This window comes from Bradyrhizobium sp. 40 (assembly GCF_023100925.1).
GTDB lineage: Bacteria > Pseudomonadota > Alphaproteobacteria > Rhizobiales > Xanthobacteraceae > Bradyrhizobium.
The window spans coordinates 4,219,171-4,231,737 of sequence record NZ_CP064688.1 but is presented as its reverse complement, the minus strand read 5'-3'; the positions used below and the strand labels follow the sequence as shown (position 1 = coordinate 4,231,737).

Sequence of the window (12,567 nt, the reverse complement as noted above, 5' to 3'; positions counted from 1 at the left end):
ACCTGTGGTTATTGGGTCCCGGCCCCCGTGCGCAATAGGCCGGGACGACGAGTTTAGCTCGCCTCCGCCAGCAACGACAATTGCCGCGGCTGCTGCTCGGTCTGGGTCTGGTCGGTGAGGTGGGTCGGATAGGCCCCGGTGAAGCAATGATCCGAGAATTTCGGATTGGCGGGGTCGCGGCCCGGCTCGCCCATGGCGCGGTACATGCCGTCGATCGACAGGAAGGCGAGCGAGTCGGCGCCGATGATTTCGCGCATCTCCTCCAGCGAATGTGTCGCCGCAAGAAGACCGCCGCGATCCGGCAGGTCGATTCCGTAATAATCGGGATAGAGGATCGGCGGCGAGGCGAGGCGGAAGTGCACTTCCTTGGCGCCGGCATCGCGCATCATGCGCACGATCTTCTTCGAGGTGGTGCCGCGCACCAGTGAATCGTCGATCAGGATGATGCGCTTGCCTTCGATCGCGGCGCGGTTGGCCGAATGCTTCATGCGCACCCCGGATTCGCGGATCGCCTGCGTCGGCTGGATGAAGGTGCGGCCGACATAGTGGTTGCGGATGATGCCGAGTTCGAACGGGATGCCGGAATGCTGGCTGTAGCCGACCGCGGCGGGCACGCCGGAGTCCGGCACCGGCACCACCACATCGACCGGCACGTGGCTCTCGCGCGCAAGCTGCGCACCGAAGGCCTTGCGGACCTCGTAGACCGAGCGGCCGTGAACGATGGAATCCGGACGGGAGAAGTAGATGTATTCGAAGATGCAGGGACGCGGCGCGATCGGCGGGAACGGCTTGTGGATGTCCTGCCCGTTCTCGTCGAACACGATGACCTCGCCGGGCTCGATGTCGCGGACGAAGCGTGCGCCGATGATGTCGAGGGCGCAGGTCTCGGAGGTCAGGATCGGGCAACCATCGAGTTCGCCGAGCACCAGCGGACGGATGCCGCGCGGATCGCGCGCGCCGACCAGCTTCTTGTTGGTCAGCGACACCAGCGCATAGGCGCCCTCGATCTCGCGCAGCGCGTCGATATAGCGTTCGATGAAGCGGCTGCGCCTGGAGCGCGCGACCAAATGCAGGATCACCTCGGTGTCGGTGGTCGACTGCATCATCGCGCCGTTCTTCACGAGCTCGCGGCGCAGCGTCAGGCCGTTGGTGAGATTGCCGTTGTGGGCGACCGCAAGGCCGCCGGCATTCAGTTCGGCGAACAGCGGCTGCACGTTGCGCAGGATGGTCGCGCCGGTGGTGGAATAACGGACATGGCCGACCGCCATTGTGCCGGGCAGGCGGTCGATCACCTCGCGGCGGGAGAAGGTGTCGCCGACGAGGCCGAGGCGGCGTTCCGAATGAAAGCGGCCGCCGTCATAGGAGACGATGCCGGCGGCTTCCTGGCCGCGGTGCTGAAGGGCGTGGAGGCCGAGCGCCGTGATGGCGGCGGCATCTGGGTGGCCGTAGATGCCGAAGACGCCGCATTCCTCGCGCAGCGTATCTCCCTCCAGATCGTCTTGAAGTTCCAGCGCGGCCGGGCCGAGATCAAGTAGGGCGTCCTGGTCAGGATTTCGCATCTCGTCCGAGCCTCTCGTTAGGGCTTATCAACGCGCCGCGGGTTTCTCGATCAGCTTTTTAAGGCTGTCACGAGCCGGTTTGCTGTATCCGTCGCCACTGCCCGAAGGCTGCTGCTCGGAATCAGTTTGCTCTTCATCTGGTTTGTTTTTCTTGAATCTCTTCAAGATGGTGTTCTCGGGGTCGTCAGGCAAGAGGGCCATCAGCCAATCGCCGGTTCCCTGCAGCACCACGCGGGATTTGGCCCCTGTGACCCAATCCGGGCGCTGCTTGTCCGGCACCAGCCAGGTGAAGAACAGGAAGGCGACCACGACGATCAAAAGCCCGCGCGCCAGCCCGAACAGAAAGCCGAGGGTGCGGTCCAGCGCGCCGATGCGCGAATCCAGGATCATGTCGGAGATCCGGACCGTGATCACGGAGACCACGACCAGGGTGCCTACGAACACGCCGGCGACCACGACCACGCTCGCGACGGTATCGTTGTTGAAATAGGTCTTTGCGGTCGGCAGCAGCTTCGAGAACGAATAAAGGGTGACGATCGCCGCCGTGCCCCAGGCCGCGATCGACAGGATTTCGCGCATGAAGCCGCGAACCATGGCGAGCAGGCCCGAAATCAGCATCACACCGAGCAGGATCAGGTCGAGGATGGTTACTGGCATCGGCTGGTCTGGTCCGCTCGTACTTCAAGGTGCTCAGCGAATCGGTGTTTGGCCGCCGCCCCTAAGTGAGGGCCAGACGACGTTCCCGGCAAGGCCGCAACCACGCAATCCCATGCTGCTTTTGTGACGGCTGTATAGCGGCGAGGGCGGGGGACGTCACCACCGGCTAACCCTCTCCACGGCGGAATCTTGCCGGTGTGGCATTTTTCTCTGCCGGAGCGCTCGGCTCGCCCCGCCGGGAGCCGCGCGCGGCGATCTCGGCGACCAATGTCGTCAGGCTGTTGATCGCGTTCAGCGACAGGCCGGCATCGCCGGCGGCTTCGCCCCGGGCCGATTCGGGCAGCACGGCACGCTGAAAGCCGAGTTTTGCCGCTTCTTTCAGCCGGGCCGGGGTCTGCGCCACCGGGCGCACCACGCCGGACAGGGAGATCTCGCCGAAATAGACCGCATCGGAGGGTAACTGCGCATTAACCAGCGAGGACACCAGCGCCGCCGCGGCGGCCAGATCAGCCGCGGGCTCGTGGATGCGCAGGCCGCCCGCGACGTTCAGATAGACGTCGTGGCCGGACAGCTTGACCCCGCAATGGGCTTCCAGCACCGCCAGCACCATCGACAGCCGGCTCGGATCCCAGCCGACCACGGCCCGTCGCGGGGTGCCGAGCGAGGTCGGCGCCACCAGCGCCTGCAATTCGACCAGAACGGGCCTTGTGCCCTCGATGCCCGCGAAGACTGCAGTGCCGGGCGTGCCGAGATCGCGCTCGGACAAAAACAGCTCGGAGGGATTGGTGACTTCGCGCAGGCCAAGCCCGGTCATCTCGAACACGCCGATCTCGTCGGTCGGCCCGAAACGATTCTTCACGGCACGCAGGATGCGGAATTGCTGCGAGCCTTCGCCCTCGAACGACAGCACCGCATCGACCATGTGCTCGACCACGCGAGGGCCGGCGATCTGACCGTCCTTGGTGACATGGCCGACCAGGATGATGGCCGCGCCGGTCCTTTTGGCAAAACGAATCAGGGCCTGTGCCGAGGCGCGCACCTGGGTGACCGTGCCAGGCGCCGATTCCACCGTGTCGGTCCACATCGTCTGGATCGAATCGATCACGATCAGCCGGGGCACCGCGCCCTCGGACAGCGTCGACACGATGTCTTCGACCGACGTCTCGGCGGCGAGCTGCACCGGCGCATCCGACAGCCCGAGCCGCTCCGCGCGCAACCGCACCTGTGCGACCGCCTCTTCGCCGGAGATGTAGACGACGCGGTGACCGGCGCGCGCGAGCAGGCTTGTGGCCTGCGTCAGCAGCGTCGACTTGCCGATGCCGGGATCGCCGCCGACCAGAAGCACCGAGCCGCGCACGAAGCCGCCGCCGGTGACGCGATCGAGCTCCGTCATGCCCGAGGACAGACGCGGGGCGTCCTGGGTTTTTCCGGACAGGCTCTCCAGCGCGAACGTCCGCCCCTTGCGTTTGGAGCGGATCGACACCGGCACGCTGCCGGTCGTGTCCTCCTCCGCGAGCGTATTCCACTCGCCGCAGGACTCGCACTTGCCCTGCCAGCGGTTATAGGCCGCGCCGCAGTTCTGGCAGACGAAGGAAAGCGTGTTCTTGGCCATGGGGACAGCGAGTCCGGGGACAGCGAGTCGGGGGTTTCAGGTTTGCTGATAGCACGGAATGACGGGTCGAGAGCGTGAGTCCGAGCGGACCGCATATCGCAGTTCGGCACGCCTGATACACCCTTTGTTAGCTCTATGCCGCCGCAACAGGCCGGACTTTGCCAAATGTTAGCGGACGCGGGTCCAGTTTCGGAACCAATACGGGATGGCGAAACGAATGACCGGACTTTTGCGGATATTGCTGGCTTTCGGCATCACCTGCGGCGTTCTGATGCCGGCTGGCGGCGCTGTTGCGGCCGATGCGAAGCGTCTCAACGTCGTCTTCGTCAACCCGGGCAAGACCGGCGAGGTCTATTGGGACATGGTTTCGCTGACCATGCAGGCCGCCGGCCGCAAGCTCGGCGCGCATGTCGAGGTGCTGACCAGCGAGCGCAATTACCGCACCATGCAGGAGCTCGGGTTCGGCGTGGTCGCACGCAGCGACAAGCCCGACTTTCTCATTCTCTCGAACGAGGAATCGGCCGCCGTCCCGATCATGGAGGCAGCCGAGGCCGCTGGGATCAGGACGCTGCTGCTCTCGAACACGCTGATCGGTGACGATGCGGCGCGTCTTGGACCGCCGCGTCAAAAGCTCAAGACCTGGCTCGGCGACATCACGACGGATCTTCAGACCGCGGGCGCGCGGATGGCCAATGCCCTGATCGACGCGGCGCGTGCCGAGAAATGGCAGAGCCCGGACGGCAAGATCCACATTCTCGGCATGGGCGGCGACGAGATCACGCCGGCCTCGATCGCCCGCAACGCGGGCCTCAAGCTCGCGGTGGACGCCGCGCCGGACGTCGTGGTGGATCGGATGCTGTTCGCCAACTGGACGTGGTCGGAGGCCGAGCATGTCACCACGAATTATCTGAGCTGGGCCGCGCGCAAAGACATCCGGCCCGCAGGCATATGGGCCGGAAACGATCCGATGGCGCTGGGAGCGCTTCGCGCGGTGATCGCTGGCGGCCTCACGCCCGGGCGGAACATCCAATTGGTCGGCCTCAACTGGTCGGAGGATGCGCTGCGCGAGATCAAGGCGGGCCGCTTGCTTCTGACCGACGGCGGGCATTTCCTGCTCGGCGGCTGGTCGATCGTTCTGTTGCGCGATTACGCCGACGGCTGCGATTTTGCGGACGTATCACCCCGTGTCGAGGTCAAGACGTCCGCGATCACGCGCGACAACCTCGCTGCGGTCGACGACCTCATCACCACGCGCGCCTTCGACCGCATCGATTTCGCGCGTTTCAGGGCCAAGGCAGGGCGCTGCGGCCAGTACGACTTCTCCGTCGATGCGCTGATCTCGTCGCTGACCCCTGTGGAAGGCGCTGCCGACTGATGCGAAACGGCGACGACATGATCGATCCGGATCGCAAGCAGCAGGCGCCGCCGCCGCGCTTGCGCTCGGTCGTCCGCGCGATGATCTGGGCCACCGTCCCCGTTCTGCTGCTGGTTCAATTGCTCGCCTCCGCCGGCGTCGAGGCCTCGAGCTTCTGGTCGCAGATCAGGCAGCTCGACGCGCGCATCGCCCGCCTCGCGGAGAGCCGTGCCGAGCTGATCGCCGAACCGCTCTGGAAGATGCGCTACGATCAGGTCACGAGCGTGCTCAACGAGATCATGCACGACGAGAGCATCGCCGCGGCGGCCGTTTACGACGATACCGGAATCGCGATTGCCCGCGTGGTGGCGCGCCCGGTGGGACAGGCGGTCGCGGAGATCTCGCGTCCGATCAACTACAGCAACGGCAACATGGCGGTCCAGGCCGGCCGCATCGCGATCGTATATTCGCATGCGGCGCTCTACGCGGACACGGGCAGCCGTCTGGTGCTGCTGCTGGTCGTCGGCCTGTTGGCAACGTTTGCGACCCTGATCGCCATGCGGATCTCCGCCAACCTCTTCATCGGCAGGCCGCTGGCGGCGATGATGTCCGCGATCCAGCGCAGCAAGCAGGACGGCCGCGCCTATCCGGCGGAGGTCAAATCCTCGAACGAGTTCGGTCAGCTCGCGCATGCCTTCAACGCCATGCAGCACACGACGTCGGGTGCGCTCGACCGGCTCGGCCACATGGCCGCGCACGATCCGCTCACGGGGCTGCCCAATCGCCGTTCGCTCTCAGAGCACCTCGTGACCCTGAGTCACGATGCCGGCTCACCGGACGCGCTGATCGCACTCTGCTTCATCGATCTCGACGACTTCAAGGGCATCAACGACACCTTTGGCCATGACTCCGGCGACAAGTTCCTGGTGCACATTTCCGAGCGCCTTCGTGGTGCGGTCGAACCGCAAGATTGGGTAGCTCGGCTCGGCGGCGATGAATTCGTCGTCATTCGACCCGAGGTCAGCAACGAGGAGACCGCGCAGAGGTTTTCGCGCCACTTGCTGGATGCGATTTCCGAGCCGATCCGACTTCACGACAAGCAAGTCGTGCCGCGTGCCAGCATCGGCCTTGCCGTGCGCCGTGCCGGAGATCCCGAGCTTTCGCACCTGCCGGCGCTCGCCGACATCGCGCTCTACCATGCCAAGAGCAAGGCGCCCGGCACGGTCGCGGTGCTCGACGAAGCGCTTCAGCGCGACTATCGCCGCCGCCGGGAGCTCGAGCTTGCCATTCCCACAGGCTTCGACGAGAGGCAATTCGAGGTCTGGTATCAAAGCCAAGTCGATCTCGAAAGCCACGACATCGTCGGCCTGGAAGCGCTGATCCGCTGGCGCCATCCGGAACATGGCGTGATCGGTCCGGGTGAATTCTTGCCGCTGATCGAGCCGCAGCGGCAACAATGCGCGGCTGACGCGCTATGTGCTCACCGACGCCTGCCGCGCGCTGCAACATCTGGCTGCGGCCGGCAGGCCGCATATCCGGATTGCGATCAATCTGCCGCCGTCCGAGCTCGCCGACCATTCGTTCGCCGCCGAGCTGCGCGCGACCTGCGCGCGCTTTGACGTGGCGGCATCGTTGCTGGAGCTCGAGATCACCGAGGGATCGCTGATCAACAACATGGCCAGCGCATCCGAGACGCTGCACCGCCTGCGGCGCCTGGGTGCCACCATCGCGCTCGACGATTTCGGCACGGGCTACAGCTCGCTCGCCCATCTCAGGCGGTTTCCGCTGGACAAGGTCAAGATCGACAAGGCCTTCATCAGCGAGATCCCCGATAGTGCGGAAGACAAGGCGATTGTTGGCGTCATCGCGTCGCTCGCCGGCACGCTGGGCCTCACTTTGGTGGCCGAAGGCATCGAGTGCGCCGAGCAGGCCCAAGCCATGCGCGAGATGGGCGTGAGGTTCGGCCAGGGCTTTCTCTATCATCGGCCGCAGCCACTCGAGGCCGTGTTGCTATGGCTCGAGGGACGGCCGGCCCACCAGAGCCGCGTCATCGAGGATAGCCCGTCGATCGCACCCGAATTTGCGGTCTGAGCGCAGCGCGGCTACGGCTGCGCCGCATTCCACAGCATGGAGAGGCCGGCGGCGATCATGATCGCGTCCATCACGACGCGGAACATCTCCGGCTTCAGGCGCAGCACGAAGCGTTTGGCGATGAAGGCGCCCGCCATCAACGACGATCCAGCGATCAGGCCTTTGACGAACACGTCGCCGGTCAGCGCGCCGAACCGTTCGAAGGTCACGGATTTCGCGGCATAGAGCCCGAGCGAAGAAGCCGCTTCGGTCGCGAGGAAGGCGCCCCGGGACAAGCCGTAGAACAGGAACAGCGGGACACTGAGCGGGCCGGTGGAGACGACGATGCCGGTGAGATAACCGATGACGGCCCCGCCGATCGCCAGATGCCAGAGATTGGCCTTGAGATCGTGCCGCGCCAGCCAGTGTCGCACCGGCACCATCGCGATCAGGAAGACCCCGATGGCGAGATCGACGGCGTGAGAGGGCAGGGCCAGCAGCGTCCGCGCGCCGAGCACGGCGGCCGGAATGCCTGTCACCGAATAGGCCGCGCAGGCCCGCCAATCGACCTCGCGCCACCAGGCCAGGATTCGTGAGAAGTTGGCCATGACGGCGGCCACCGCCATGATCGGCACCGCCTCCTTTGGCCCATAGGCATAGACAAGCACCGGCATCAGCATGATCGACGAGCCCGTGCCGACGATGCCGGAAATGGTGCCTGCGATGAGGCCGACGATGAGGACGAAGAGAAAAGCCAAAACGGTCTCCACGAATCGGGAGTTTAGCCGCGGCCAGGGGCGCAGGCGATCTGCGAGGCGAGGGAACCCTGTCTTGCCGAGAGCCCGGCGTTAACCATCACCGACGGTTCCAGTCTGAGCGAATTCGCTTCGAAGTTTCTTAAATCTTACTGGGTACCTCTCTTGGGCATAGTGATCTGGGGGAAGAGTATGGGTAAGCGGGCCAAACGCGGAAAGGCGGAGACCTTCGCGATCCCGATGGCCGCGAGAGTTGCAATTGGCGCTGTGGCCGTTGGCGCGTTGGGCTACGGTTTGCTGTCCCGGCCGGCGAACGTGCAACCGGCACGAAAGCCGCCCGCGCACGAAGCCCAAGCGTCGTCCACTCCGGTTTACGTCTCAACGCCGGTTCGTGCATCACCGTCAGCAGCGGCTCCGGCTCCGCTTCCGGCTCCTGCGCCTCTGGTCGAGCCGCCCAAAGCGGTCGACGTTCCCGGAGCATTGGTTCGGCAGGTGGTCGACTATGCCAGCCGCCAGACCCCGGGCACCGTGATCATCGATACCAAGAACACATTCCTCTATTTCGTTCTGAACGACGCGCAGGCACTGCGCTACGGCATCGGTGTTGGCCGCGAAGGTTTCACATGGTCCGGTGAGCAGACTGTGGCTCGCAAGGCGGAATGGCCGGATTGGCATCCGCCTGCGGAGATGGTCTCGCGTCAGCCCTATCTGCCGCGGTTCATGGCCGGCGGTCCCGGCAACCCGCTTGGCGCTCGGGCGATGTATCTGGGCGAAACGGAATATCGAATTCACGGCACCAACAAGCCCGATACGATCGGGAAGCGGGTCTCGTCGGGCTGTATCCGGCTGACCAATGAGGACGTCGTTGACCTCTATGATCGCGTGAAAGTCGGCGCGAAAGTGATCGTGCTTCCGACAACCCTTGCCCGTCGACCACCCCAGGTAGCGCCGGCCGACGCCGCTTTCCGATTGCCGGACCCGGCATCGCCTTCGAACCGGTTCTCGGCAACTCACGCGCAGATGCCGTCATCCGGACCGAAGATCGCCGAGGCCCAGTAACGCGTCCGGACAAGGGGGCAATGCAAGTCGCCTACGAGGTCATCCGGTAGGCATAAGCATTACGGACTGTAGGGCGGAGGACAGACCACCTCTCCCGGAGGACTTCTCCGGCACGGCTCAGTCACCCTGATTGCGGTATGAGTATAAGCGTAGCTCAAAGCTGCGCCGGTTAGAGCGGCACCAAAGATTGCAATTCGCCATCGCAATTTCATGCCTTCGACTTCCCGAAGCACGGCGCGCTAACGCTATCTGTCGGTCAGACCGGACGCGACGCGGCGCTAGTCAAACCGGCACTGTTGACGCGAAGGAGACGTTTTGAAAATCGGTCCATCGCCATTTTGAAAGACCACACCTACCCGTGCCATTTCGGAAGACGCGCCTTATTGCCTCGCTATCCTGTCGCTCTTCAATTGTGATCAGGAAGGCAAGTTCCCATGAACGGCAAACCAACGATCGTTTTCTGCCACGGCATTTGGGCCGATGGCTCGTGCTTCAGTAAGGTCATCCCTGCATTGCAGGCCGATGGGCATGAGGTGATTGCCGTTCAATATGGTTTGGACTCTTACGAGGAGGATCTGGCGACGGTTAAGCGCACGCTCAATCGTGTGGGCAGCCCCGTCCTCCTCGTCGGTCATTCTTACGGCGGGGCAACGATTACAGGCGCAGGCACCGATGAGCGCGTGGTTGGGCTGGTGTACATTGCAGCGGTGGCTCCGGATGCCGGCGAAACCGTACAGGATCAGCTCGACAAATATCCGTCGGACATTTTCTCTCGCGTCGAGGTGGCGGATGGGCGTGCCTGGATGCTTCCGAGCGGCACCAAGTTCTTCGCAGGTGACCTCTCCGAGGCAGACCAGAAGCTGGTTTGGGCCACCCACTATGCGCCCGTCTACGATCTGTTCCAGCAGCAAAAGCTCAGCGCGGATAAGGTCGCGTGGAGATCGAAGCCAAGCTGGTACGTCCTGGCCACGAAAGACCACACTGTGCATCCCGATCTGCAACGTTGGGTCTCGAAGCGTATGGGAGCGACAGTGACCGAGGTCGCGAGCAGCCACGTGCCAATGCTGTCCCAGCCTGGTGTGGTCATCGACGTCATACGCAAGGCCGCGGCCGCCGTTCAAAAAGGCTGATCGCCGTCACTGCGCTGAATGCGAAGGAGAGGTCGCTCGTGGGCGATCTCTCCTGTTCACTGTCCAGTGGGCGATGACTGCTTCCGGAGACATCCCGCGGGTGTTTTGCCCGGTTCGGAGCATGCGTAACCCATTGATTCCCCAGCGGTCGGCTACTGTGCATGGGGTTGTTTTTCATGTTTTTGTCGAGTTGGCGCGGCAAGTCGGGGTTCGCAGCACACCGGTCAAGGCCGGCTGCGCGCTGCTGACAGCATGTTGGCAGCAGGGTCCGGCTACGACCATCTCCTGACAAAATGGAGAGCGGGTCATGCCGATCGAGGGAAGCTGTCATTGCGGTGAGACGGTGTTCGAGGTGACGGAGGCGCCCTCGAGCGTGACCCGCTGCACCTGCTCGCTCTGCGCCAAGCGCGGCGCGTTGTGGGCCTATTACACGCCGGCGCAGTTTCGGCTGCTGTCGCCCGCGGAGAACGTCGCGACCTATCTCTGGGGCAGCCGCACGGTCAAACACCATTTCTGCGCAAGCTGCGGCTGCGGTACCTATTCGGAGTCGCCCGACTGGTCGACCGGCAAGCCCGATTTCGACAATCCCAAGGTCGGCGTCAACGCGCGCCTGTTTGACGAGTTCGATCTCGAGGCCGTGCCGGTGACCATGATCGACGGCAAGAATCTGTGGTGAGCATGCGCTCTCACGCATGTCTGCTGCTCGTCCGTGCTCTTGAGGCACTCTTGAAAAGCTGATCTGTTTCCGCCCGACAGAAAAGGGGAGGAAGCCAATGATGCGTCTTTTCGCGCGAGTGATGCTCGCGATGTGTCTGGCCGTTGTAGCCGGCTTCAATGCGCAGGCGCAGACCAAACCCAAGGTCAGGACATCAGGACCGGATTTCCCCAAGGCCGCGCTGTTCGTCGGCAACAGCTTCTTCTACTACAACAACGGCATGCCCGGGCATCTCTCCTTCATGGAGCGGGCTGCGTATCCCGAAAACAAGGCGGCCTATCGCAACACCATGGCAACGATCGGCGGCTCCGGCCTCGATTGGCACGATATGGACAATCTGCTGCGGCCGGGCGGCCTCGGCGCCTATTCGTTCGACGAGCAGAACAACGTCGTCTTCAACAAGCCGGGCAGGCAGTACGACGCCGTCGTGATGATGGATTGCAGCCAGTGCCCGATCCATCCGCAATTGAAGGACGCGTTCGCGACCTTCGCGAAGAAGGACAGCGAGATCGTCCGCGCCCACGGCATGCGGCCGGTCCTGTTCATGTCCTGGGCCTACGCCGACAAGCCTGAGATGACGGAAGCGTTGGCGGAGGCCTACACGATCGCAGGCAACGCCAATGATGCGCTGGTGATCCCCGCAGGTCTTGCCTTCGCGCGCGTGCGCAAGCTGCAGCCCGAGCTCAATCTGTATGCGCCGGACAAGCGGCACCCGAGCCCCGCAGGCACGTATCTGGCGACCTGCGTGACGTTCGCCGCGCTGACGGGCCGCTCGCCGGTCGGCAATTCCTACACGATGGGACTGGACGCACCGACGGTGGAGCTGCTGCAAAAAGCAGCGTGGGACACGGTGCAGGAATATTATGGGCGCTGACCTAGCGCAGCACGACCCAAGCCGGTGCGTGATCGCTCGCGCCTTCCTCGCCGCGAACCTTCTTGTCCACGCCGGCTTTTGCCAGGCGTGAGACGAGGGCAGGGCTGAGCAGGAGATGATCGAGCCGCAGGCCCGCTTCGCGCGGCCAGCGGTTTCGCTTGTAATCCCAGAAGGTGTAGATGCGCTTTTCCGGGTGTAGTTCGCGGATCGCGTCGCACCAGCCTTGCGCCACCAGCGACGCAAAAGCCGCACGGCTCTTCGGCTGGATCAAGGCATCCTTGTCCCACGAGCGCGTCGGATAGATGTCGATCTCATCAGGCGCAACGTTGTAGTCGCCGGCGAGCACCACGGGCAGATCCTGCTTGATCAACGTTCTGGCATGGCGCTTGAGCCGCGCGAACCAGTCGAGCTTGTAGTCGAATTTCGGTCCCGGCTGCGGATTGCCGTTCGGCAGGTAGATGCTGGTGACGATGACACCGCGTACCGCGGCCTCGATGTAGCGGGCTTCGTGATCGCCGGGCTTTCCCGGCAAGCGATCGCGGGTGAGAACGGGCTCGGCATTGCGGGCCAGGATGGCGACGCCGTTCCAGGTCTTCTGTCCACACCACACTGCGCCGTAACCGGCCTTTTCGATCGCGGCCGCCGGAAATTCGCCATCACTTGCCTTCAACTCCTGAAGTGCGACGACTTCGGGCTTCGCCGTTCGCATCCATGCCAACAGATTGGGCAGGCGGCGATTGATGTTGTTGATGTTGAAGGTCGCGATCTTCATGTAGAGCTAT

10 protein-coding genes and 1 pseudogene are annotated in these 12,567 nt (G+C 64.0%); 6 read left to right on the top strand and 5 right to left on the bottom strand.

What is annotated here, in order from left to right:
- Positions 1 to 53: 53 nt before the first annotated feature.
- From purF to radA, 3 genes are all read right to left on the bottom strand, one after another.
- On the bottom strand, positions 54 to 1,559 hold the full coding sequence (gene purF, locus IVB40_RS20640) for an amidophosphoribosyltransferase (RefSeq protein WP_007609288.1): 1,506 nt from the start codon (positions 1,557 to 1,559) through the stop codon (positions 54 to 56).
- Between the two features lie 27 nt (positions 1,560 to 1,586).
- Positions 1,587 to 2,216, bottom strand: a complete 630-nt coding sequence (locus IVB40_RS20635) for a CvpA family protein (protein WP_007592055.1) — start codon at positions 2,214 to 2,216, stop codon at positions 1,587 to 1,589.
- A gap of 166 nt (positions 2,217 to 2,382) precedes the next feature.
- Positions 2,383 to 3,828 (bottom strand): DNA repair protein RadA, encoded by a 1,446-nt coding sequence (gene radA, locus IVB40_RS20630; protein WP_027569647.1) that lies wholly within the window; start codon positions 3,826 to 3,828, stop codon positions 2,383 to 2,385.
- 217 nt (positions 3,829 to 4,045) lie between these two features.
- On the opposite strand from radA, the gene IVB40_RS20625 reads away from it, so the two are divergent.
- Positions 4,046 to 5,203: an ABC transporter substrate-binding protein gene (locus tag IVB40_RS20625; RefSeq protein WP_247816134.1), complete on the top strand. Its 1,158-nt coding sequence runs from the start codon at positions 4,046 to 4,048 to the stop codon at positions 5,201 to 5,203.
- Positions 5,203 to 7,273, top strand: a pseudogene (locus IVB40_RS35730) (EAL domain-containing protein). Before IVB40_RS20625 ends, IVB40_RS35730 begins: the two are co-directional and overlap by 1 nt.
- 11 nt (positions 7,274 to 7,284) lie before the next feature.
- Here IVB40_RS35730 and IVB40_RS20615 read toward each other — a convergent pair.
- A complete protein-coding gene (locus IVB40_RS20615) occupies positions 7,285 to 8,010 on the bottom strand; it encodes a sulfite exporter TauE/SafE family protein (RefSeq protein WP_007609293.1) in 726 nt (241 codons plus the stop codon).
- Positions 8,011 to 8,199: 189 nt separating this feature from the next.
- Here IVB40_RS20615 and IVB40_RS20610 point away from each other — a divergent pair, with 189 nt between their 5' ends.
- From IVB40_RS20610 to IVB40_RS20595, 4 genes are all read left to right on the top strand, one after another.
- A complete protein-coding gene (locus IVB40_RS20610) occupies positions 8,200 to 9,066 on the top strand; it encodes a L,D-transpeptidase (RefSeq protein WP_247816133.1) in 867 nt (288 codons plus the stop codon).
- Positions 9,067 to 9,500: 434 nt separating this feature from the next.
- The gene (locus IVB40_RS20605; protein ID WP_247816132.1) at positions 9,501 to 10,196 is read left to right on the top strand and encodes an alpha/beta hydrolase; all 696 of its coding nucleotides are present in this window, start codon (positions 9,501 to 9,503) and stop codon (positions 10,194 to 10,196) included.
- 307 nt (positions 10,197 to 10,503) lie between these two features.
- The gene (locus IVB40_RS20600) at positions 10,504 to 10,872 is read left to right on the top strand and encodes a GFA family protein (RefSeq protein ID WP_027569653.1); all 369 of its coding nucleotides are present in this window, start codon (positions 10,504 to 10,506) and stop codon (positions 10,870 to 10,872) included.
- 97 nt (positions 10,873 to 10,969) lie between these two features.
- Positions 10,970 to 11,785 (top strand): hypothetical protein, encoded by an 816-nt coding sequence (locus IVB40_RS20595; RefSeq protein ID WP_247816131.1) that lies wholly within the window; start codon positions 10,970 to 10,972, stop codon positions 11,783 to 11,785.
- Position 11,786: 1 nt separating this feature from the next.
- Here the strand turns inward: IVB40_RS20595 and IVB40_RS20590 are convergent, their stop codons facing one another.
- On the bottom strand, positions 11,787 to 12,557 hold the full coding sequence (locus tag IVB40_RS20590) for an exodeoxyribonuclease III (RefSeq protein ID WP_247816130.1): 771 nt from the start codon (positions 12,555 to 12,557) through the stop codon (positions 11,787 to 11,789).
- Positions 12,558 to 12,567: the final 10 nt, after the last annotated feature.